Origin of the sequence: Lentibacillus jeotgali, from assembly GCF_000224785.1 — a bacterium.
Taxonomy (GTDB): Bacteria; Bacillota; Bacilli; order Bacillales; family Amphibacillaceae; genus Lentibacillus; species Lentibacillus jeotgali.
The window spans coordinates 13,785-37,714 of the sequence record NZ_AGAV01000016.1 but is presented as its reverse complement, the minus strand read 5'-3'; the positions used below and the strand labels follow the sequence as shown (position 1 = coordinate 37,714).

General features: G+C 45.5%; 23 protein-coding genes. 1 reads left to right on the top strand and 22 read right to left on the bottom strand.

Going from position 1 to position 23,930, the window contains the following annotated elements; all coding sequences use genetic code 11:
- Positions 1-184 precede the first annotated feature (184 nt).
- The 10 genes from atpE to ON01_RS13400 all read right to left on the bottom strand — a co-directional run bounded on the left by atpE (position 185) and on the right by ON01_RS13400 (position 9,735).
- Positions 185-391 (bottom strand): F0F1 ATP synthase subunit C, encoded by a 207-nt coding sequence (gene atpE, locus ON01_RS13445; protein ID WP_010531583.1) that lies wholly within the window; start codon positions 389-391, stop codon positions 185-187.
- A 99-nt stretch (positions 392-490) separates the two neighbouring features.
- A complete protein-coding gene (gene atpB, locus ON01_RS13440) occupies positions 491-1,213 on the bottom strand; it encodes a F0F1 ATP synthase subunit A (protein ID WP_010531582.1) in 723 nt (240 codons plus the stop codon).
- 23 nt (positions 1,214-1,236) lie between these two features.
- Complete coding sequence (locus tag ON01_RS13435) at positions 1,237-1,605, bottom strand: ATP synthase subunit I (RefSeq protein WP_010531581.1); 369 nt, start codon at positions 1,603-1,605, stop codon at positions 1,237-1,239.
- Positions 1,606-1,982: 377 nt separating this feature from the next.
- Positions 1,983-4,178 carry a S8 family serine peptidase gene (locus ON01_RS13430; protein ID WP_010531580.1) on the bottom strand — a complete coding sequence of 732 codons (2,196 nt, stop codon included), beginning with the start codon at positions 4,176-4,178 and terminating at the stop codon, positions 1,983-1,985.
- Positions 4,179-4,543: 365 nt separating this feature from the next.
- Complete coding sequence (gene wecB / locus ON01_RS13425; RefSeq protein WP_010531579.1) at positions 4,544-5,659, bottom strand: non-hydrolyzing UDP-N-acetylglucosamine 2-epimerase; 1,116 nt, start codon at positions 5,657-5,659, stop codon at positions 4,544-4,546.
- 19 nt (positions 5,660-5,678) lie between these two features.
- Positions 5,679-6,308 carry a uracil phosphoribosyltransferase gene (gene upp / locus ON01_RS13420; protein WP_010531578.1) on the bottom strand — a complete coding sequence of 210 codons (630 nt, stop codon included), beginning with the start codon at positions 6,306-6,308 and terminating at the stop codon, positions 5,679-5,681.
- Between the two features lie 364 nt (positions 6,309-6,672).
- Complete coding sequence (locus tag ON01_RS13415; protein WP_010531577.1) at positions 6,673-7,908, bottom strand: serine hydroxymethyltransferase; 1,236 nt, start codon at positions 7,906-7,908, stop codon at positions 6,673-6,675.
- Between the two features lie 119 nt (positions 7,909-8,027).
- Entirely contained in the window at positions 8,028-8,600 is a 573-nt protein-coding gene (locus ON01_RS13410) for a TIGR01440 family protein (RefSeq protein ID WP_010531576.1), read from the bottom strand.
- Positions 8,600-9,067, bottom strand: a complete 468-nt coding sequence (gene rpiB, locus ON01_RS13405; protein WP_010531575.1) for a ribose 5-phosphate isomerase B — start codon at positions 9,065-9,067, stop codon at positions 8,600-8,602. Before rpiB ends, ON01_RS13410 begins: the two co-directional genes overlap by 1 nt.
- 59 nt (positions 9,068-9,126) lie before the next feature.
- Positions 9,127-9,735 (bottom strand): low molecular weight protein arginine phosphatase, encoded by a 609-nt coding sequence (locus tag ON01_RS13400; RefSeq protein ID WP_010531574.1) that lies wholly within the window; start codon positions 9,733-9,735, stop codon positions 9,127-9,129.
- 365 nt (positions 9,736-10,100) lie between these two features.
- Between ON01_RS13400 and ON01_RS13395 the strand changes: the two genes are divergently transcribed.
- Positions 10,101-11,387, top strand: a complete 1,287-nt coding sequence (locus ON01_RS13395) for a glycosyltransferase family 2 protein (protein ID WP_010531573.1) — start codon at positions 10,101-10,103, stop codon at positions 11,385-11,387.
- A 208-nt stretch (positions 11,388-11,595) separates the two neighbouring features.
- Here the strand turns inward: ON01_RS13395 and ON01_RS13390 are convergent, their stop codons facing one another.
- The 12 genes from ON01_RS13390 to fsa form a co-directional block, all read right to left on the bottom strand.
- Complete coding sequence (locus ON01_RS13390; RefSeq protein ID WP_010531572.1) at positions 11,596-12,150, bottom strand: manganese efflux pump MntP; 555 nt, start codon at positions 12,148-12,150, stop codon at positions 11,596-11,598.
- A 222-nt stretch (positions 12,151-12,372) separates the two neighbouring features.
- Positions 12,373-13,395 carry an L-threonylcarbamoyladenylate synthase gene (locus ON01_RS13385; protein WP_010531571.1) on the bottom strand — a complete coding sequence of 341 codons (1,023 nt, stop codon included), beginning with the start codon at positions 13,393-13,395 and terminating at the stop codon, positions 12,373-12,375.
- 451 nt (positions 13,396-13,846) lie between these two features.
- Complete coding sequence (locus ON01_RS13380) at positions 13,847-14,248, bottom strand: GNAT family N-acetyltransferase (RefSeq protein ID WP_010531570.1); 402 nt, start codon at positions 14,246-14,248, stop codon at positions 13,847-13,849.
- Positions 14,249-14,348: 100 nt separating this feature from the next.
- Positions 14,349-14,966: a stage II sporulation protein R gene (gene spoIIR, locus ON01_RS13375; protein ID WP_010531569.1), complete on the bottom strand. Its 618-nt coding sequence runs from the start codon at positions 14,964-14,966 to the stop codon at positions 14,349-14,351.
- A 99-nt stretch (positions 14,967-15,065) separates the two neighbouring features.
- Positions 15,066-15,935, bottom strand: coding sequence for a peptide chain release factor N(5)-glutamine methyltransferase (gene prmC, locus ON01_RS13370; RefSeq protein WP_010531568.1), 870 nt, complete (start codon positions 15,933-15,935; stop codon positions 15,066-15,068).
- Positions 15,936-16,006: 71 nt separating this feature from the next.
- The gene (gene prfA / locus ON01_RS13365; RefSeq protein ID WP_010531567.1) at positions 16,007-17,077 is read right to left on the bottom strand and encodes a peptide chain release factor 1; all 1,071 of its coding nucleotides are present in this window, start codon (positions 17,075-17,077) and stop codon (positions 16,007-16,009) included.
- 355 nt (positions 17,078-17,432) lie between these two features.
- The gene (locus ON01_RS13360; protein WP_010531566.1) at positions 17,433-18,056 is read right to left on the bottom strand and encodes a thymidine kinase; all 624 of its coding nucleotides are present in this window, start codon (positions 18,054-18,056) and stop codon (positions 17,433-17,435) included.
- Positions 18,057-18,365: 309 nt separating this feature from the next.
- Positions 18,366-18,611, bottom strand: coding sequence for a type B 50S ribosomal protein L31 (locus ON01_RS13355; protein WP_010531565.1), 246 nt, complete (start codon positions 18,609-18,611; stop codon positions 18,366-18,368).
- A 211-nt stretch (positions 18,612-18,822) separates the two neighbouring features.
- Positions 18,823-20,100: a transcription termination factor Rho gene (gene rho, locus ON01_RS13350; protein ID WP_010531564.1), complete on the bottom strand. Its 1,278-nt coding sequence runs from the start codon at positions 20,098-20,100 to the stop codon at positions 18,823-18,825.
- A 308-nt stretch (positions 20,101-20,408) separates the two neighbouring features.
- Positions 20,409-21,377, bottom strand: a complete 969-nt coding sequence (gene glpX, locus ON01_RS13345; RefSeq protein ID WP_010531563.1) for a class II fructose-bisphosphatase — start codon at positions 21,375-21,377, stop codon at positions 20,409-20,411.
- Positions 21,378-21,574: 197 nt separating this feature from the next.
- Positions 21,575-22,861, bottom strand: coding sequence for a UDP-N-acetylglucosamine 1-carboxyvinyltransferase (locus tag ON01_RS13340; protein WP_010531562.1), 1,287 nt, complete (start codon positions 22,859-22,861; stop codon positions 21,575-21,577).
- A gap of 232 nt (positions 22,862-23,093) precedes the next feature.
- Entirely contained in the window at positions 23,094-23,735 is a 642-nt protein-coding gene (gene fsa, locus ON01_RS13335; RefSeq protein ID WP_010531561.1) for a fructose-6-phosphate aldolase, read from the bottom strand.
- Between the last annotated feature and the right edge of the window lie 195 nt (positions 23,736-23,930).

Here is a 23,930-nt window from a genome sequence, read left to right as displayed (position 1 = left end):
ACATATCGAGCTTTCGATTGTTTAGGCCTGAAGTACAAACAACGGCGAAGGGTCTTTGTAAAGATGATCTCCGCCATTATTGTTTTTAGATGTTGTTCAAAAAATTCCGGTAAAAATGACAATTCGAATCTCTTCCCGGTCGTCTTTATCCTCTTTCTTGAACACACATTTTTATTCCATACAGTTACATGACGATTAATGCGATAACAACCGCGATGATCGGCATTGCCTCAACCAGACCGACACCGATGAACATGGTTGTCTGAAGCTGACCTCTCAATTCTGGCTGACGGGCGATCCCTTCAACCGTACGACTAACGATCAAACCGTTACCTACACCGGCACCTAATGCCGCCAAACCTACTGCAATTGCTGCTGCTAGAGCTGACATAATATAAATCCTCCTCAAAAATATTATATTAGTTTTTTAGTAATTTCCTGTTTCAGCAGTCAGCTGCCGAAACGGGTTACTTAACAATAGTTATAAAACCTAGTGATCACTTGAGACTTTGTGCGAGATATAAACCATTGACAACATAGTGAAAATAAATGCCTGGATTGTGCCGATAAACAGGCTGAACCCTTGCCATGCCAACATCGGTATTGCCCCGCCAAAGAATCCTAAGATACTTGATGATGTCAAACCGGCCAACAGAGTCAACAGAACCTCGCCGGCATAAATGTTCCCAAACAAACGAAGCCCCAGTGTCAGGGTGTTTGAAAATTCCTCAATGACTTTGATTGGGAAAAATAATGGGAACGGTCGTAAATAATCTTTTCCATATTCTTTTACCCCGCGCGACTTAATGCCATAAAAATGGCTCATCACGATAACCATTGCCGCTAATGTCAAGGTAAGTCCGGCATCGGATGTCGGTGATTTCCACCACAAATCATGCCCGACGACGCCCAATGTCATGACACCGAGTAGGTTACTCACCAAAATATAAGTGATAAGTGTCAGGGCAAACGGCAGAAATACTTTCCCGGTTTTCCAATCCATCGTGTCACTGATGATGCCTTTTACAAAATCAAGGACCCACTCCATGAAATTCTGTGCACCCGACGGCTTCATTTGAAGCTTTCTCGTGCCAAGAACACACAGGACAAATACGATAAATGATGCAATAGCTATCATCAGTACGTTGGATAAGTTAAAATCAAGCCATGAAATCCCGAACACATCATGTACAATTGGTGCTTCATGATCCACTTTGCTTCACCCCTCTCCAAGCATTATTCTTCAGATTTAGACATAAAAAAATCTATCACAATGACCAGATAGGATGTCATTAATCCAACTATAACAAAAATCATGTCGAAATATTCCGGATAACGAAATGCAATAATGACAGCCAAAACGGCTGATGCCATCCTGGAAAGCGTTCCGATCCCTGTTGCCCGTTTGTTCTTTTGAGCCGACTCTGCAAACGCTTCTATTTTACGCTGCAGCAGCCATAAGTTGTAAAAACTTGCAACACCGCCTAAAAGAAGCCCCAGGAAAATACGCGGGTAAGGGGTAAAACCTGCCCCCAGCACAAATGCGGCGAGAAAGTAGAACATCCACTTGCGTTGCCTGTTAATCGTCATTCCATAATACGACATGATTTGACTCTTCTCCCAAAAATTCCGAGCATGATAAGTGTCCCCTGTATCAGCTCACGTAGCGGGAATGAGCCTTTGTAACAGAAGTGAGGTAAATCACAGCTAATGCGGAATATACATCCTATAATCTATGTAAGGTATTGTCTGCACGGGTATCTGTAACACCCACTGCACCCCTTACCATTCCCACTACGCTAGTTTACATTAGCCATACCCCATTGTCAATTAGTATATTGATGAAAAGGAATACCATCTGCTGCCAGTTTTACAGGCTCCGGATAAGCCATTTTTGCAGCGATTTTTCACCTTCTTCTTCATATTATATAGGAAGACTCAGACCGTTTCTATGAACATTATGTGAACAAAATTGTCGAGAGTCAGCCTGGCGATTGTGACCTTGGTATAAAAATTTTAGTCTGATAACCAGCCATCCTGCCATCATTGAGTTTCACATTGATGACAGCCAGATATTGGCCTGGCTCGCCCAGTTCTGACTGTTCAAGCTGTCCTTCATTTAGGCCAACCTTCACATCATCACGCCTCAGCAAAGTCCGCTCATACATCAGTGTGTCCGGATTGTAGAGTGTGACAGCAACACTTTCCGCCTTTTCAGAAAGGTAAAACTGATAAGTGTACATGTCATCGGAAAATGGCTTCAGTGAGAACTGGAAGCCCATTGCTCTCGGATAATCCGCTGTTTTATTGATGAACAGATATGGCAGATGAAACTTCTGATTTTCACCGTTTAATGTCAGCCAGCCCTGGTGGAGTCCTTCCTCAATCTGTCTGCTGTTAACGTCCAATTCGACCTGGAGCTTCTTGGTTTCCCCTTTTTCCAGTGTAAAGCTTTGCGGCAGTCTCCATGTCATACCTTTCTGTTTTTCCGGGATGGAAAATGTATAGGTCTGCTTCTGATCTGATTGATTCTCGATGGTCACATGTTGCGTTTTCGTTTTGTTATTGTCAGTGACCTTGCCGAATGACAGGAGCGACTTATCGATAATGGTCTTTGTATTAATTGCCTTTTCTGGCTGAATTTCACCTGCCCCCTGAATAATTGGCGCGAACGGTTCACCCTGTTTATTCCTGATGCGTTTGGCTGTTGTTTTCAAAGCACCAGTCAGTTGTTTGACCGACCAATTCGGATGCGCCTCCATCAGAAGTGCCATCGCACCTGTTACATGCGGTGCTGCCATGCTCGTTCCCTGCAGTTCCTGGTAACCTCCCGGGACTGTACTTAAAATATTGGTTCCCGGTGCGCTCACTCCGGGCTTCAAGTCCCAGTTTACGGTAACCGGGCCGCGTGAGCTGAAATCGGCAATCGTCTGTTTCGTTGTTGCCTCTTTCGTTTCCATGTACAGGTTTTTGTTTTGAGTGTTTTGCATGAGCCATTCACCAGCCTGCTTTGAAATCGATGCAATAGGGATATTAATCGACTTTTTATTATTGGAAATCCTCCCCCGGAAAAGCCCTTTTTCATTATTATAAATGACTGCAGCGACCGCGCCGGCTTCCTCTGCCTGTTTGGCCAGCTCGGAAAAAGGCGTTTTACCGCGTTTCATGAGCGCAATTTTCCCCTGAACATTTTGTCCCTTAAAAACAGCCATGTCATAGCTTTTACCAAGATCCCATGGTTTCGACCCATCCATTTCTGTCAGCGGGATTTTCTTGTTGCTCAGCGAATCAAACAGATATGGAACAGTTTGCGGATTGGATGTAGCACCAACAGAAAGCGCGTCGGCTGCTGTTGCCGGGGAACCAATCGTCCAGTTCTCTGGACCATTATTGCCGTTAGCGATCACAACCGGCACACCTAGGTCCTGTGCCCGGTTTACGGCAGCACTTGTCGGAAAATCCGGTCCATTGACACTGTTTCCTAACGAAAGATTGATGACATCCGCCCCGTCATCAACCGCCTGCTCCAAAGCAGCAATCACCTGGACTGAGGTCCCCCTTCCGCCGGGCCCAAGCGCACGGTAGGCGTAAATATCCGCATCAGGCGCAACTCCCTGCAATTTGCCATCAGCAGCAATAATACCCGCCACATGGGTTCCATGCTGTGTTGGCAATCCCTCTTCAGCGGTGGTTTCCATCGGATCATCGTCTAGGTCGACCAGATCATACCCGCCGGCGTAATTTTCAGCGAGATCAGGATGCTCGTAGTCGATTCCTGTATCGATCACAGCAACCTGAACCCCCTTTCCCGTGTAGGATGTATCATTAAGGGCAGCCGGAATAACACTGTTTTCATTTTGATTCAAAGGTTCAACCTGTTCACTCTGCGTTTCATATTCAGCAACAGGGTGCACCGCTTTTATAAACTCAAGTGACTCGATCTGCTCAAATCGATCCGGTTTCGCTTTCAGTGCCAGACCATTGAACAGCGTGTCATATGTATGTACCACTTCGATATAGGGATGATAGGTGTTAAAGTATGACTTATGCTCGCTCGGATTACCGTCTACTTCAATGATGACGGCTTCTTTTTCTGTCTTATTGCCTCCGGATTCAGCAGCTGCAGGCACGGCTGTGAGCATAATAAGAGCAATGATGCTAATCAAGACACGATACATGGCGGGTACTCCTTTTTGAATAAGTATATACCTAGCATTTGGAAAAGAGAGGGTAAACATACATGTGAAGAGATTTGCCTCAGGAAGAGGACGCACGGGAGAAGTTTCTGTTTTCGGGCTGATGTTCTTGCTCTCGAGCTGAAGTTTCTGCGCTCGGGATGAAGTTTCTGCGCTCGAGCTGAAGTTCCTGCTCTCGAGCCGAAGTTCCCTGTGCTCGGGCTGAAGTTCCTGCTCTCGAGCTGAAGTTTCTGCTCTCGGGATGAAGTTCTTGCTCTCGAGCTGAAGTTTCTGCTCTCGGGATGAAGTTACCACTTTCCATTCAAACAGAAAGGATCCGGCCGCTGCCGGATCCTGATCCTTATAACTCAGTTATTAAAATACGTCATAATCGCATCGGCTATTTTGCCTGACGCTTCACCATCGCCATACGGATTGGATGCTTTTGCCATGACTTCATGGGCAGCATCATCGCTTAATAATTCATCAGCCAGATTAAAAATATTATCCTCATCAGTACCGGCCAGCTTCAGTGTTCCTGCCTCAATGCCTTCCGGACGCTCAGTCGTATTACGCAGGACAAGGACAGGCACACCTAATGACGGCGCTTCTTCCTGCACACCGCCGGAATCCGTCATAATTAAATGGGACTTCGCAGCGAAATTATGAAAATCAATTACATCAAGCGGTTCAATCAGCGTAATACGGTCATCGTCACCTAAAATGCCGGTCGCTGTCTCTTGAACAATCGGATTCAGATGGACCGGGTAAATAACCTGAACATCGCCATGTTTATCAACAAGTCGCTTGATGGCCCTAAACATTTGCTCCATGTTGCTTCCCAGATTCTCGCGGCGGTGGGCGGTCACAAGCACAAGCCGCCGATCAACGATTTCATCGAGCACCGGACTTGTATATGCGTCATCAACCGTTGTTTTCAACGCGTCGATCGCCGTATTCCCGGTCACAACAATGCGGTCAGACGGTTTATTTTCGTCCAGAAGATTCTTCCTGGACTTGTCTGTCGGAGCAAAATGCATATCAGCCATGACACCTGTCAGCTGCCGGTTCACTTCTTCCGGATAAGGCGAATACTTGTCCCATGTCCGCAAGCCTGCTTCAACATGTCCCACTGCAATCTGGTTGTAGTAAGCCGCTAGCGACGCGGCAAATGTTGTCGTTGTATCACCATGCACCAGCACCATATCAGGCGCTGTTTCTTTCATGACTTCATCAAGACCTTCAAGTGCGCGCGTTGTGATTTGGGCAAGTGATTGTTTCTTTTTCATGATATTCAAATCAAAGTCAGGGGTGATACCGAAAATGGCCAGCACCTGATCAAGCATTTCACGATGCTGTGCCGTGACCGTTACAATCGGTTCAAAGTTTTTAGGACGTTTTTTTAATTCCAGAACGAGCGGAGCCATTTTGATGGCTTCTGGCCTTGTTCCAAAAATTGCCATCACCTTGATTGGCCTGTCCATCTTGCTTCGACTCCACCCATTATTTAGTTCCATACAGCCGATCGCCGGCGTCACCGAGTCCCGGTATTATATAACCGTGATCATTTAATTTTTCATCGAGCGCGGCAAGGAAAATATCAACGTCAGGGTGTTCATTTTGAATAACTTCAACGCCTTCTGGTGCCGCAACAAGGCACATCAGACGAATCTGCTTTGCCCCGCGTTTTTTCAAAGAATGAATCGCATCATTGGCCGAACCGCCTGTAGCCAGCATCGGATCGATGACGATCAATTCGCGCTCTTCGATATCAGAAGGCAGTTTAATGTAATATTCATGCGGCTTGAACGTTTCCGGATCCCGATAAAGACCCACATGTCCGACACGGGCTGCCGGAATCAGCTTCAGCATACCGTCAACCATACCAAGTCCCGCCCGGAGAATCGGGATCAGTCCGATTTTTTTACCGGCAAGCACTTGGGTTTGTGACTCCATTACCGGTGTTTCGATTGTCTTTTCCTGCAATGGCAGATTGCGTGTGATTTCAAATGCCATCAGCATCGCAACTTCGTCAACAAGCTCACGGAATTCCTTTGTTCCGGTATGTTTATCACGTATGTATGTCAGCTTGTGTTGAATTAATGGATGATCCAGCACGTGTACTTTTCCCATTTTTACCGATCACTCCTTGTCATTAGTGGCATCTTTAAAATTGTACTGAAAAATGGACGAGCTTTCAAGTGGCGTTGGGACTGATTATTAAAATGAAGATTTTTAGCAGCGGCCAAAAATCACGGTTATTGTTGTTTACCAGAACTACTTACCGCCTATGTGAATTCATACGCTGTTGCACGATTATGCAGACATTGCGCGAATTCGGGTCGGAGTCGCGCGATTTTTATAGGCCTCGCGCGAAATCATGACATTGCCGCGCGATTTTCCGCTGGTGATGCGCGATTTCAACAACTTTCCGCGCGAAATGAGCCGCTCTCGCCCAGCGAAAAAAGGACACCCCACCAAGGGGCATCCTTTTTGACTATGCATATATTGCAAAATTACCGGTCAGCGTCTGGACACGCTCTTCTGCTTCACGCAATACGTTTTCATCTTCATGATTTTTCAAAACCAATGCAATGATTGATGCAATTTCTTTCATTTCCGGCTCTTTAAAACCGCGAGTTGTCACGGCCGCCGTACCCATGCGCATACCGCTCGTGACAAACGGGCTCTCTTGGTCAAATGGAATGGTATTCTTGTTAGCAGTAATGCCGATATTATCCAGGACGTTTTCAGCAACTTTTCCGGTCAAATTCAATGGCGTCACATCAAGCAGCAGCAAATGATTGTCTGTTCCGCCTGAAACAACACGGAGGCCTTCGTTCGTCAGGGCATCACTTAACGCTTTTGCATTTTGGATGATCTGTTTCGCATAAGTTTTAAAGTCGTCAGTCAACGCTTCCTTAAACGAAACGGCTTTGGCAGCAATCACGTGCATTAGCGGGCCGCCCTGCATTCTTGGAAACACGTTTTTATCGATGAGTTTTGCATGCTCTTCTTTGCATAAAATCATGCCCCCGCGTGGTCCGCGCAAGGTTTTATGCGTTGTTGTCGTTACGAAATCAGCATGTTCGACAGGATTTTGGTGGAGTCCAGCTGCAACAAGCCCAGCAATATGGGCCATGTCAACCAGCAGATAAGCCCCAACTTCATCAGCGATTTCCCGGAATTTGGAAAAGTCAATTTCACGGGAATAGGCACTCGCACCGGCGATGATTAATTTCGGCTGTTCTTCCTTAGCCCGTTCGAGCACAGCATCATAATCCAGTTTCTCCGTTTCATCATCAACACCGTAATCCACAACGTTATACAGTTTCCCGCTGAAATTCACCGGACTGCCATGGGTCAAATGGCCGCCATGGTTCAAATTCATGCCGAGAATGGTATCTCCAGGATTCAATACGGAAAAGTACACGGCCATATTTGCCTGAGCACCGGAATGCGGCTGAACATTCGCATGATCTGCACCGAACAGTTCCTTTGCCCGGTCGCGTGCCAGATTTTCCACGACGTCCACGTGTTCACAGCCCCCATAATAGCGCTTACTCGGGTAGCCTTCCGCATATTTATTCGTCATCACAGAGCCCATTGCTTCCATGACTGCTTCGGATACAAAATTTTCAGATGCAATCAGTTCAATTTTGTCCTGCTGGCGTGTTTTTTCATCCTGGATTGCTTCAAACACTTCATGATCTGTTTGCTTTAGATGGTCCACTTGTTAATTCCTCCTTGTTTAACGGTGTAGAATTTTATATGCTCAACCAGATTTTCTGAGATGTCAACCTGATCTCCGCGATATTCATCAATTATCGCTGCCTGAACAGTGAAAATCGCTCAGTCGCCATTTATACCGGCCGTTTCACGATCATACACTGCACGCTTTCCGCCGATCAGTTTTGGTCGGGAGCGTGCTGCAGTGGTGCGGGCATTTCCGATCATCCGCTGGTCAAACCTGAGCGGCACGGCGACCGGCTTCAGATGCATGCCAATCATTGTTTCGCCAATATCTATGCCGCAATCTGCTTTGATAGCCTCGACAACCACCGGATTTTTCATCGTTTTATAGGCAAATGACGCCATCGCTCCGCCTGCACGCGGAACCGGAATTACCGAAACTTGATCAAGACCCAGGCGCTGCATTGTTTCTCTCTCCACAACAAGCGCGCGGTTCAGATGTTCGCAGCACTGAAACGCAATCAACACACCGGCCTCCGATCGCAGCGTCTCCAGCTCTTCAAACAGAATAGATGCGATATCTTCGCTCCCGGATGTGCCAATCCGTTCCCCGGCCACTTCGCTGGTTGAACAGCCGACGACAAATACGTCGCCCTCATTTAAGTGGCCGCTTCTCCGCCACTCATTGGACAAAGCTTCAATATTCTGTCTGACCTGCCCTTTGAAACTCATCACAGCTCACCTGCCTCTTGCTTTGATTGATGTGTTTCATACGCTGTCACTTTTTCAATCCGGTCCGCATGCCGGCCGCCGTCAAATTCGGTTTCCAGCCACGTCCTGGCGATTTCACGGGCGAGTCCCGGACCGATAACCCTCTCACCCAACGCCAATACGTTGGAATCATTGTGCCGGCGTGTCAATTCAGCACTATAGACATCACTTACCAGCGCACAGCGGATGCCCCTCACCTTGTTCGCTGAAATCGACATGCCAATGCCTGTTCCGCAAATAAAAATACCACGATCAAATTCCCCGCTGGCAACCTGCTCTGCTGCCGGGAGCGCATAGTCGGGATAATCGACCGAGTGCTCGCAGGAGCATCCTGCATCCTCATATTCAATATTCAATTCATCAAGCAACTTTATCACTTCATTCCGAATTGTCATGCCTGCATGGTCACCTGTTATCAATACTTTCATCGTCTGCACCTCCCCCGTTCAAAAACGTCAAGAATTTTTACTAGCTTAACATATTGCCATCACTTGTCATACAGTTTTCTAGACAATTCGTTTATATGTTTTTTCAGCTCTTCCAGTGTCTGTTTATATATTTCCACGCTTCCGCCAAACGGGTCCGAAATATCATAATTAATCAGACTGGCCTCAAGTTTTTGGATCTTTTCCCAATCATTCTGCAGATTGTTCTTAAGTTTCTGGTGGAGTGTATACTGATCCATCTTGTGCTGATTTTGCTGGATGAACTGGGAACGCTTTTCTTCATAATCAGCATACCGTTGTGTCAACTCATTCCAGATCTGCCTGTCAGCATGCGAAACATATTCTTTTAACGTAAAATATTTTTCCTGGAAATCAGGAAACTCGAGAATGAGTGACTGCTTATGCTGGGTTGTCATCGTCAACACCAGATCCGCCCAATCCAACAATTCTTTGGTGACGGGCTGGGACGTTGTATCAAGGGTTACTCCTTGATGGTTCAATGCTTCCACAGCATGGTCGTTGGGACGCTGGTGGTTTACAGCAAAAATCCCTGCCGACTGCACATCAGCTTCGGGCACTTTATATTTTAACAGCGCCTCTGCCATCGGGCTTCGGCATGTATTTCCAGTACAAACGAACAATATCTTCATTGGGTTGAACCTCCGATACCCCTGTGTAGTGAAACAGGAAATTCTTGCCTATTCTTGGGCGGGAACAATGTATGTGACATCTATCCAAACTATACCATAGAATTTTTGCATTGTCAGAAAAAATTCATTTCTGCTGTTTGAACTCTATTAAGCTAGATTTAAGTTTATAACATTATATTTAAGTGTTTGTAAATTTGCCCATTTACATTAAAAATTATGTTTAAATTGCTAGGAACACGGAAATAGACACCGTAAGCTCGTCACTTTTATGTTAATTAATTTGAAATAATTCGAAAGTTTTACAAAGCATTACCAAAATTTGCAAAAAGTAAATGGCGTTGATTTATCATCGTGGAGGTATCAGCTTGGATTCAATTACATCTTTTATTTATAATTTCAACACGATTATGTTTATATTATTTACAGTGATGTATGCCTATCAGATCGTGTACATGTTTGTCACAATTAAAGCCAAAAAGGCCTATAAATCGGGACCCGGGCTCAATAAGGGGCCTCTCAACAAATACGCAGTCATCATAGCTGCCCGAAATGAAGAACTCGTCATTGGACAACTGATAAAAAGTATAAAGCAACAGAACTATCCCGAAGATCTGATTGATATTTTCGTAGTAGCAGACAATTGTACAGATAATACATTCCAGGTAGCAGAACAGGCAGGGGCTATTGTCCGGGAGCGCTTCAATAAGACGTTGGTTGGAAAAGGATACGCCCTCGATTATATGTTTAAAACGATCAAGAAAGAATATTCATCCCGAAATTATGCAGGATATTTCGTCTTTGATGCTGACAATTTGCTTGATGAAAATTATATAACAAGGATGAACCAGACTTTTAATCAAGGATACAGGGTAGTCACCAGTTACAGAAACTCTAAAAACTTTGGCCAGAATTGGATTACTTCAGGCTATGCGCTCTGGTTTTTACATGAAGCTGAATATCTAAACCTTCCAAGAATGTTCCTTAACACCAGTTGTGCAATATCCGGAACAGGATTTCTGGTACATGCCGATTTGATTAAAGAAAATGGCGGCTGGATTCATCATTTACTGACAGAAGACATCGAGTTTTCCGTTTCACAGATTATTAAAGGCGAAAAGATCGGATACTGCAATAAAGCCATATTCTATGACGAGCAGCCTGTCACTTTTAAACAATCCTGGAATCAGAGGTTACGCTGGGCAAAGGGATTTTACCAGGTATTTGGCAGTTATGGCAGGCGTTTATTCAGAGGTATTTTCAAGGGAAAGCGAAACAGTTTTTCCTGCTACGATATGGCCATGACAATTTTGCCGGCTGCGCTTTTTTCATTTCTTAGTATTATAGTCAATGGATCCTTTGTTCTCGCTGGTGTCTTTGAAATAATAGACGGAAAGGCTATTCAGGCTTCCTTTATGGCCTTATTACAGTGCATCAGCTGGATTTATTCGATCCTGTTTATACTTGGTGTTATGACAACCTTGACGGAGTGGAGAAAAGTCCATTGTTCCTGGTGGAAAAAAATCGGTTATACCATCACTTTTCCATTCTTTATGCTAACCTATATTCCAATTGCCATTACAGCCCTGTTCAAGGACGTTAAGTGGAAGCCAATCGCTCACACAGTGGTGAAATCCGTTGATGATGTTCGATAGTTACAGTTGAACCGGTCGGCTGACTGGAATCAGAGGGTGGGACACAAAGTTTCATATACTAAAAATCTGAACAACGATTCGAACCAACTAAAAGGTTTGAATGATTGTTCGGATTTTTGCAGTATAAGGCGGTTTCATCTAAATTAGCGAAAGAAAGATGCGAAGATCCCTGGGAGAGCAGAGGCTCATCCCGGCCTGGTACTGCTGCCTATCCAAATAATATATTCAAGCCAAACCCGCAAAGAATGCTACCGCCCAATATTTCGCTGTAAACACCGAGCAGACCATGCATTTTTCTTCCTAAAATCATGCCAGCCCATGTGAGCAGCATACTGACAGTTCCAAACAACAACAAAGCAATGGCGGCCTTTGCTTCCGACAGTCCGAGACTGAGCCCGACTGAAAAACTGTCGAGGCTGACACTCAGCGCGAAAAAAAACAGCCCGACTCCGACTGGCTGAGCCAGACGTTTCGCCTCATGGTTAAATGCGGAAAAAACCATTTGTGCCCCAATGCCTACTAGCAGCAATCCGCCTGTCAGTGTTGCGTATTGTCCGATTTGCGTAGAGATTGCTTGTCCCAATAGAATTCCGATAAATGGCATAATGATATGAAATAACCCGATAACGGCCCCGACACTGGCAATGCGTTTAAGCCGGATTTGCTGCATTCCCATGCCAAGACTAACAGAGAATGCGTCCATCCCCAATGCAATTGCCATAAATATGAGTGATACAATTTCCCCTAGTTGATGAACCGACATTCACAATCCCCCTCGGACATGCTACTAAACTATATGTCTTTCCAAGGGAAAATATGCAGTCAGTCAGCTTACACAGAGGTTGGAACAAAATAAATATTGAACATTAAAAACTTGGTATAATGTTGGGACAAGGATTAGCCACCGCTCCGGAAAAATACTTCGCTGATTTAGACGAAAACGCCTTACACTGTAAAACTCTTTTGTTGCAGCATCGATCGCGATTTACTTATCCACATATGAAGTGGCTGCTTTTTTTAGCCGGTTCATAATAGCCTGACCGATATCTGTTTGTGGAAATGTCTCACACACAATCAGATCCACATCACCATTTTTGAAAATACGCAGTGCATCGTACAGGCTTGCCGCAATTTCCCGCAAGTCCGAACCGAGCTGAATCACCCGATCTGCCTGCAGTTTATCTGCCGTTGCTGTACTGACCATAGCACCGATACGCTTCTGTCCGTCCTGTTCCCTGTCAATGATGGCCTGTAGATCCTCTGGTGTTCCCGCCACCAGCCACATTGGTACCTCAGGGGCGTAATGTGTATATTTCATCCCCGGTGCTTTCGGGCTTTCCTCTGTATTAGCCAGAGCCGGATCAACCATCACAGAACCGACCGCCGCTTTAAGCTGCTCTTTTGTGATGCCGCCAGGTCTTAAAACGATCGGGACATCCTGTGTACAATCGACAACCGTTGATTCAACGCCAACACCAGTTGATCCGCCATCCACAAGCCCGGAAATTTTGCCATTTAAATCTTCCCAGACGTGATCAGCAGTGGTCGGGCTTGGTTTTCCGGAAATATTGGCGCTCGGGGCGGCTACAGGGATATCACATGCTTTCAGCAGTTCGCGTGCAACCGGGTGTTCCGGTATACGCACGCCAATTGTGGATAACCCTGACGTGACATTGCCGGCACATACACCATTACTCGGAAGAACAACCGTCAGTGGCCCCGGTGTAAATTGATCCAGCAGCTTCTCAGCTACGGAAGGCAAAGTGCTGACCAAACTTCGCAATTGTTCTTTTGTGGCAACATGGGCAATCAACGGGTTATCTTCAGGACGCCCTTTTGCCCTGAAAATCCCTGAGACGGCTGCCTCGTTTGTCGCGTCAGCTCCCAGGCCGTACACTGTTTCAGTCGGAAAAGCAACCGTCCGGCCATCCCTCAGCAGTTCAGCCGCCTCCCGGATTGCCTGATAGTCAGGGTTTTCTTGATGAATATTCCATCGTTTTGTCAGCATCGCTCATTCCCTCATTTCTATCATATAGCCGTTATGGACAGTGATTCCCCCTGCAAAACAAAGGATGGCTGTCCGTATATGTCCGATTGTTACGAGCATTCAGCAGGGAAAAACAACGCCCCACAGAATGCATTTTTATTCTAGCTGAACAGCTTTTTTGATGCAAAAAAATAAGCCTGGCGGAACTTTTCCACAGGCTATCCACAGACTAAAGGAGATGACTTAAACCATAACATGAAAACAGGTATTTGCTTACCTTTTGAAAAAAGCCATACTACGGCAAGCGGTGTCATGGTGGCAAATTCTGATAATTATTTATCCCCAGCGTCAACATCTTTTCCACATGAAGTGTGTATAATAAATAGGGTTATCCAGCTTTTTTAAACAAGTTACCCACAAGTGATTGTGCATAAGTGTTAATAACTGAAATACCATTCAACGGGATAAGTAACTATGAAACGTTATAAGTCCACCAATTTCCTTTATTATCCGGATGATTTGCCACAAACGCATTTTCTTTTTGCGGAGAAAACTGCAGTGCTTCAAGCAGTACGTCGACCATCGGCTGGTGGCTGTGGACAAATAATTGCCTTGCCTGCTTTTCTTTAGCCAATGCCAGAATTGACTCCAGTAAAACAGGCAATGATGTTGCTGCGCTTTTGGTCACGTACAGCTGTTTTAGCCAGTAAATATCTTCATCAACCGAATCTATGACAAAACAACCTTCAATCGTTCCATTAAACTCGACCACATAACCCTTTTCCAGCAACAGATCCCGTTTAACATCTTTGTTGTTTTCCAAAAATGTTTCGAGTTTTTCACTTATAGCACGATTCGCTGCAATCAGTTCCATTTTTCTCACCTCTATGATTTTAAGTTTTCCAGTATAAGGCCATGATGTCTTTTCTTCACATCTTTCTAGTAGACTATGCAAAAACTAGAAAGTCTATGACCTAACTAAACCATTCAAAGAGGAAAAATTTGACCTCAGCCTTTTCTTTTTCGTCTTTTTCATCCTGTGCTTCTTCATCTGCTTCAGCCTCTTCCGCTTCAGCAACACTGGTCCCGTTTGAGAAATCTAGAAAGCAAAGCGGTGGAAAGAGCACACACCACCAATTGGCACCCTTGCCTTCACCCAATGTAATCAGCACCGCCTCGTATTCACCCGGCGGATACATATATGAACCGTATAACTTGGCGGGAAACGTGATGTTTTCGCCATATTTAACCTCCAAGGACTGCTCTTTATTTTCCTCTTCCAGGGCATCTGCCGCGATATCGCGTATTGTCGGAATCTTTTCTTCTATTAATTTTCTGGCTTCATTGATATCGGTTATATCTTCAACCCACTCAGTGATGACAGCATTCACCTCGTCACGAACCTTCCGTTTAAGCTCCTGATCATCCGGCTTGTCGCTGTTGGCCAAAATCCGCAGGCGAATCGCCTCATCCGGAATCACCTTTATCTCAGACTGGGCACTGCCTGTCCCGGTCTCTCCATTAAATAGTTGAATCGGCATAATCAATAGAATTATCATAAATATAAGTGCAGAAATCGTAAACCGTCCCATTGCGTAAAACCCCTCTCCAACCTGATTTACAAACAGTATGGACGAGGGGTTCAATTTTCATACTATGAATCTATTATATTTTCGTTTAGATATCCTCTATCAACTATCGCCAAACTCACCCAACCTCCCGCGGACAATCCGGTCCTTTCCATTCATATCCCGAATAATTTCCATATCAATTTTCGGAAAGACATTTTGCAACATGGACTTGACAGCCTCTCTCTGATCGTATCCGATTTCGAAAAAAACATAGCCATCCTGTTTCATCACGTTCGGAAGGTCGCCAATAATTTCTTTGTATGCACCCAGTCCTTGTTCGTCTGCAAACAGGGCTTGTTCTGGATCGAAATTTTTTACCGTATCAGCTAGCGATTTTTTTTTCTCGGGGGCGATATACGGGGGGTTGGAAACGATTATATCAGCCTGAATATCCCAGTCGATCAGCGGCTTCAGATAATCCCCTTGGAGAAACGTAACATTGGCGCCCCATCTTTCTGCGTTTCGATGGGCAACATGAAGCGTCTCAGCTGAAATATCGGTTGCGTATACGTCTGCCTCAGGTAAGGCAAGCGCAAGCGTTACAGCAATAATGCCGGTCCCGGTCCCAATATCCACAATCGTGAGTGGCTCGTCCGGAACGGTTTGGATCATGTTCTGAATGAGTTCCTCTGTTTCCGGGCGTGGTATCAATGTGTGCGCATTGACTTGAAAATCCCTGCCGTAAAACGAGGCATACCCGGTAATATGTTCGACCGGCACCCCGGTTTCAGCATGCCGTTCAATTGCCTGCTGAAATGGTATTAATACTTCTTCCGGCGCAGGGTCGCGCATCTTCATGAAAAATTCGGACCGCGATACGCCTAAAAAATGCTGCAAGAGCAGTTCAGCCACTTTTGGCTCTCGGTTATTTCTTTCTAAAAAAAGCGAAGCCCGGCGCAGGACTTCGTGCAATTTCTGTTCGTTTTCCAATTTATCCCGCCTTCACGAGCACTTATCTCCCAAAGAACAGGAGATTACTGTCGTCAATGTCCAATTCTGTTCTACTCACCAATTTGTTCAAGTTTTTTCGCTTGTTCTTCCAGGAGCAGGGCGTCTATGAATTCATCCAATTTCCCTTCCATCACCTGGTCAAGCTTTTGAATGGTCATACCGATACGATGATCGGTTACGCGAGTCTGCGGAAAATTGTACGTTCGGATGCGTTCTGAACGATCGCCGGTTCCAACTGCAGATTTGCGGTTCTCATCGATTTCCTCCTGTGCCTCCTGCTGAAACTTGTCATAAATGCGTGCGCGCAGCACTCTCATCGCTTTTTCCTTATTTTTGATTTGTGACTTTTCATCCTGACAGGAGACAACAATCCCAGTTGGTTCATGCGTCAGACGCACGGCGGACATGGTTGTATTAACACTTTGGCCGCCGGGGCCGCTGGAAGCAAATGTGTCGACGCGGATATCTTTTTCATTAATATCAACTTCCACTTCTTCCGCTTCAGGCAACACCGCTACAGTTGCTGTAGACGTATGGATCCGGCCGCCGGATTCAGTTTCCGGGACACGTTGCACGCGGTGTGCGCCATTTTCGTATTTTAATTTGGAGTAAGCGCCGGTGCCGTTCACCATGAAAATAATTTCTTTATAGCCGCCGACTCCAGTTGTCGTCGCTTCGACAACGTCGATTTTCCAGCCCTGCGATTCAGCATATTTGCTGTACATGCGGTAAAGGTCGCCGGCGAATAATGCGGCTTCATCACCGCCCGCAGCACCGCGGATTTCCATGAACACATTTTTATCGTCGTTCGGATCTTTCGGCAGGAGCAGGATGCGCAGTCTTTCCTCAAGCTCCTGTTTTTTGTCGGAAAGCTCCTCAATTTCAGCTTTCGCCATTTCTTCCATTTCATCATCCGATTCGTCTTCAAGCATTTCTTTTGTATCTTTCAACTGTTCTTCAACATCTTTATAAGTCCGGTATGACTGCACAACTTCTTCTAGGTCAGACTGTTCTTTGGAATACTCGCGCAGTTTTTTCGTATCACTTATGACATCAGGGTCACTGAGCAATTCATTCAATTTAGCATATCGGTCTTCCAGTGATTGCAATCGGTCTAACACAACGGTCACCTCTTTTCGATTAACAGTATAATTATAATACACTCATAAAGGGAGGTCAAAATTATACAGATAGGCTTCTGCCGGTTTATGGCAACAGATTTGCATGACCATTCGTCGAGTGAATTGTTGGATCGGCTCATGTTGTCACAGAATCGGCTTAAATAATCATGAATTGGCTCATGTTGTCACAAATTCCGCTCAAGTTCACAAATTTTTTGCTCAAGTTGTCACAATTAGCTGCCGCTGCGAACAAAGCTAAAACGGACTGTGCCCAGCACTGGAGCCAGGCATGCCAGCACAATTATGTCGCTAAAAATTGAATACGATTAAAAAAGAGCGCCGGGGCACTCTTTTTTTAATCAAATATTTCGGTTACGGCTTCAGCATTTTTTTTACTGGGTTTATTCGGTACTTCATGGTGATGGCGGCATCTGGGCTCGTACGATTCCGACGCGCCGACCAGAATCACCGGATCGTTATATGATGCCGGTTTGCCATCAATAAGACGCTGCGTTCGATTGGCGGGAGATCCGCAAACGGGGCAAATCGCATTCAATTTTGAAATGGACTCACTCTGTGCCATCATGTCCGGCATCGGGCCGAATGGTTCGCCGCGGAAGTCTGTATCAAGGCCAGCTGCAATGACACGGACGCCTCTGTTTGCGAGTTCATTGGCTACCGAAACGATGTTATCATCAAAAAATTGGACTTCATCGATCCCGATGACATCGATATGATTGTGCTCGATATACTCCAAAATTTTCTCCGAGTTTTTAACAGGGCGTGCGATGATGGACGTGCCGTTATGGGACACAACTGATTCATCGGAATAACGGTCATCAATCACCGGTTTAAAAACTCGGACCGACAGATTACCATATGTGGCCCGGCGAACACGCCGTATCAATTCTTCGGATTTGCCGGAGAACATGCTGCCGCAGATCACTTCGACCCATCCGCTTTGACTCATCACGTACATATGCGGAAACTCCCTTCAAGGTATATTACTATTATGTAAGAGTTCGTTAAACATTATTTCAAACAAAATTTGATAACACTTTTAGTTAAAACTGGAAAAGTTATCTTGTATTAAAGCAAAAAACAGGCAACATGTAGACAAATTGCCTGTTTTTCATATAAACGAGGTATGGTCGGCCTCAGCTTTTATTCAATCCAGCTTCGACTCCTAGAAGCTGCCGTCATAAGCAATGGGCAGTCCAACACCAAAAACCGGGTGTTTTCCGGCCTCTTGCTTATGGGTCCGCTTCTGACCAGTCGCCTCAGCTTTTTATTTCATATTATATTTTTTCTTGAATCGGTCTACACGCCCACCGACTTTATCAGCTTTTTGTTTTCCGGTGTAGAATGGGTGTGAAGCTGAGCTGATTTCAACACGGATAAGCGGGTACGTGTTGCCATCTTCCCATTCAATGGTTTCTTCGGAGGTCTGCGTTGAACCGCTCAGGAATTTATAATCCGAGCTTGTATCCAAGAAGACAACTCTTCTGTATTCCGGATGAATTTCGTTTTTCATGTCTTTCCACTCCTTTTTGCCCTGAATCCTTATGCATTCAGAGTTATTGTAGAGCCGTTTACAGGTCTCAAACGTTATCTGATTATCTTAACTCATACAGAAAGATTATAACAGCGTCGTGTCTTGATTGCAATAGCTAGTCATTTTCTCTATTTTTGCATTGTTTGTTGCTTTGTGCTTCGCAGACCGTATATACTTCGCTTTCCGGAGGCTATTTGGTTCCTTTACGCTTCATCTCATCGTCCATTTGCTGGAAAAACTCTTCATTGTTTTTCGTTGACCGCAGACGTTTCAGGAACCGGTCAAGGAAGTTATGGGAGTCCTGCATGGTTTTGCGGATTGCCCATATTTTATCAAGATGGCCTTTCGAAACAAGCAGCTCCTCTTTCCGTGTCCCGGATTTCAGTATATCGATTGATGGGAAAATCCGACGTTCAGCAAGGCTGCGGTCAAGGTGCAATTCCATATTGCCTGTCCCTTTAAATTCTTCATAGATCACATCGTCCATCCGTGAACCAGTATCAACGAGCGACGTTGCCAACACAGTAAAACTTCCGCCTTCTTCAATGTTTCTGGCTGCCCCAAAAAAGCGTTTTGGACGATGGAACGCCGCGGGGTCGATACCGCCGGAGAGCGTCCGTCCGCTTGGCGGAATAACCAGGTTATATGCGCGTGTCAGTCTGGTGATGCTATCCATCAGCACAATCACATCACGTTTGTGCTCCACCAGACGCATCGCACGTTCCAAAACAAGTTCCGATACTTTGATATGGTTTTCCGGCACTTCATCAAATGTTGAGCTGACAACATCCACATCTTCGTGGACTGAACGCTCAATATCAGTTACCTCTTCCGGACGCTCGTCCACCAGTAAAATAATCAGTTTTGCCTCCGGATGATTGGTTGAAATGCTGTTGGCAATTTCCTTCAGGAGAACTGTTTTACCTGCCTTTGGCGGCGCCACAATCAGTCCGCGCTGGCCATAGCCGACCGGGGTCATCAGATCAATAATACGGGTGGATAAATTTTTGGTCTCACGCTCAAGATTCATTAATCGGTCAGGATGAAGAGCCGTGAGCGCAGGAAAGTGGACGCGTTCTTTTGATGTTTCCGGATCTTCCCCGTTTACCGCGTCGACGTGCAACAAGCCGTAATAACGTTCATTTTCTTTCGGCGGTCGCACCTTCCCGGAAACTTTGTCACCATTCCTTAAATCAAAACGGCGGATTTGTGATGCGGAAATATAAATATCTTCTGCACTTGGGGAATAATTAATTGGACGGAGAAAGCCAAACCCTTCTGAAGGGATAATTTCCAGAATGCCATCCATAAACAAATAGCCATCCTGTTCAGCCTGTCCTTTTAATATAGCAAAAATCAGTTCTTTCTTTGTCAGTTTTGAATAATACGATACTTTGTATTCCCTGGCCAGAGCATAAATCTCTTTTAAAGTTAATGTCTCCAGATGGGAAATCGTTAACGATGCCATTAAATCACCACACCTATTCATTTTTAAAGGTTATATTTCCATTGTGAAAAAGTGAATTTTTTCTCTTTCTATTTGAATGGTTAGTAGTTATAGAAGAGTTTGCAGGAAGCTAGAATGGAAGTTTTCCAATTTGTATTTATCATTGCCAGTTATCCCTATCCATAAACATCATCATACCCTTTTATAGCCTAATATTCAATACCATCAGCAAAATCAGCGGAGGATTTCTTTCTTCCCCCACTGATTGCTGCCAGAGTCATATATGGACAAAAGGAAGCCAATTAAGGTGCTGGCTTCCTTTCATATCATTAAGGCTGTATAACAAGATTAGGCTTTTTCATCAGACTGTGCGCGCCATCAATAAAGCGTACTGTGCCGCTTTTGGCACGCATCACGACTGTTTGCGTTGTTGCCTTTGCGCCTTTGAACTGGACGCCTTGCAGCAATTCACCATCGGTTACGCCGGTTGCCGCAAAAATGGCATCATCACCACTGCAGAAATCGTCCATATAATAGACTTTTTCAATATCATCGATGCCCATTCTCCTGCAGCGCTCAACTTCACCATCATTGGACGGGACCAGCTTCCCCTGGATCTCCCCGCCAAGACATTTTAATGCAGCCGCACTGAGGACACCCTCTGGCGCTCCACCAATTCCGAGCAGAATGTCCACGCCGGTGTCGTCGAAAGCCGTATTCATCGCTGCAGCCACATCGCCATCCGGAATTAATTTAATCCGGGCTCCGGTGGCACGGATTTCTTCAATTAATTCGGCATGACGGGGGCGATCCAGTACAATGACCACCAAATCCTCGACTGCTTTGTTTTTAGCCTTTGCGACCGCTTCTAAATTATCGAGTGTTGAAGCATTTATATCTATCTTGCCGACCGCTTCAGGACCGACTGCGATTTTCTTCATATACATATCGGGCGCATGCAGCAGTGATCCCCCGTCAGCTATCGCAATCACGGCCAGGGCATTCCATGTACCCTGTGCAACAATATTGGTGCCTTCCAGCGGATCTACAGCGACATCCACCTCAGGACCGGAACCAGTACCGAGTTCCTCGCCAATATAGAGCATTGGCGCCTCGTCTTTTTCACCTTCACCGATTACAACAGTCCCTTGCATCGGAATTGTATCAAAAACATCACGCATTGCTGAGGTCGCCGCATCATCTGCTTCGTTCTTTTGCCCACGGCCCATCCAGCGTGCGGATGATTGGGCTGCAGCTTCCGTAACGCGAACAATTTCCATCGTTAAACTTCTTTCCATATTTCCCTCTCCCTTATTTAAAAGAATATCCTCATCCCAAAAGGATCTACATATAAGAGGTTGTTCAAAAAGTCCGGTAACAATGACACATCGAATGTCGTCGTTGTTATCCACCTTTTTGAACACGCACTATAAAGGGGAATTCTCTACTTCTCTCTCTATTTGGACCAAAAGGGCGCTTGCGCTTTCTTTCTTTATTACGAGTTCTGAAATTGTTCTATCTCTTTTTCGTTCATTTCTTCCCGCCATACGTTGGCGCCGAGACTGTTCAGTTTTTCGGTGATTTTTTCATAGCCCCGGTCGATATGTTCGACACCAGTGATTTCAGTGACGCCGTTTGCCATCAGTCCGGCTATGATGAGTGAGGCACCGGCACGTAAATCGCTTGCTTTTACACGAGCACCTTCCAACTGGACAGGGCCGTTAATAATCACTGAGCCGCCTTCAACCTTAATCATAGCGTTCATGCGCCGTAATTCATCAATATGTTTCAGACGGGCCGAATAGATCGTATCCGTTATAACGCCTGTATTCACAGCCTTTGTCATTAAGGTTGTAAAAGGCTGCTGGAGGTCAGTAGGAAAACCAGGGTAAACCAGCGTTTTCACGTCAACACTTGTAAGCGGCTGCTTCGGTGCAATGTATAATTGCTCATCACTCTGCTCGATGGTGACACCCATTTCCTCCAGCTTTGCCAGTACAGACTCCAAATGCTGTGGTATCACGTTATCGATGATGACTTCGCTGCCTTGTGCCGCAGCAGCAATCGCATAGGTTCCAGCCTCAATGCGATCAGGAATAATGGTATGCTGGCAGCCATTCAAAGATGGCACACCTTCAATCCGGATCACATCGGTTCCGACACCTTTGATATTAGCTCCCATGTTTGTCAGCAGAGTGGCAACATCAATGATTTCAGGCTCTTTTGCGGCATTTTCAATAATTGTTTTTCCTTTTGCTTTAACAGCAGCAAGCATAATATTGATCGTTGCTCCGACACTGACAACATCAAGGTAAATTCTGGCTCCCCGAAGTTCATTCGCTCGGATGTAGATAGCGCCCTGCTCGTTGGTGACTTCCGCTCCCAGTGCTTCAAACCCTTTAATATGCTGATCGATCGGACGCGGCCCCAAATGACATCCGCCCGGCAGTCCGATCACGGCCTGGTTGAACTTGCCCAGCATCGCACCCATAAAATAATAGGATGCTCTGAGCTTTTTAACTTTTCCGTTCGGGAGCGGCATGGAGACCATATTTTCAGGATCAATATGTACTGTCTGCCCGTCCCAGCTTACCTTTCCGCCAATTTCCTCAAGTAAATGGCCGAGTGTATAAACATCCGAAATATCCGGCAGCCCCTCAATGGCAACGTGTGAATCGGCCATAAGTGCGGCGGGAAGCAATGCAACAGCACTGTTTTTTGCCCCGTTGATCCGTACTTTCCCATTTAATGGATGACCGCCTTCAATTAAAATCTTTTGCAATTATAGCACCCCGCTTCTAGACGTTGTACAGTTCTATTGCGGTCACAACAGCCTTATTTGTTAAACAGTCGTTTCCGCTTTCTTTGGCTAGCTTAAGCTCCTGGCGACTGACGGGCTTCCTGACCTGCGATAAGTCAAACTGGCACCTTTGAGGGTAGCCCACCCCGTACGCCTCTGGACATTCGCCTTCGCTACCCTTCTTATATTACACATTTTTTCCAGTTTTATGCATTTAATTTTGCTTATTCCAATCGGCAAGGAATTTTTCAATACCCTGGTCTGTCAATGGGTGCTTAACAAGCTGAGCGAGTACTTTGTATGGGAGTGTCGCAATATGTGCGCCATTCATGGCAGCATCTGTCACGTGCAATGGATGTCTGATGGATGCTGCAATGATTTCAGTCCCAATATCATGACGGTTAAATATTTCGGAAATCGTCGCAATCAGGTCCATGCCATCATGACCGATATCATCCAGACGTCCAAGGAACGGTGATACAAAGGATGCTCCTGCGCGTGCTGCCAGCAATGCCTGATTCGCATTGAAAATCAATGTCACGTTCGTTTTGATATTTAAATCACTGAACTTTTTAACAGCTTTAAGCCCTTCCAGTGTCATCGGGACTTTCACTGTGATATTTGGTGCAATTGCCGCCAGTTCTTTCCCTTCTTTCACCATGCCTTCCGCATCTTCGGATATGACTTCCGCACTGACGGATCCTGAAACCTCATCCGTAATTTCCCCCAGCCGATCGTGGAACGAAACGCCTTCTTTTGAAACCAGGCTCGGATTAGTTGTCACACCCGCCAGAATGCCAAGTTCATTTGCGGATCGAATATCGTTAATACTTGCAGAATCCAGGAAAAATTTCATTTGCCAACCCCTCGCTTTGTTAATATATTGATCAATCAACACCGGACGAATGCCCGAAAGTCTAATGACCTTCATTAAATTATGCAAAATCCGAAAATAACTACATTATAAGAATACCAACAAGAACACAATGTCGCAAGCTTTGATTCAGGCTGAGCACCTTTCATTAGTTGGTTGTACAGTTAACAGGGCATA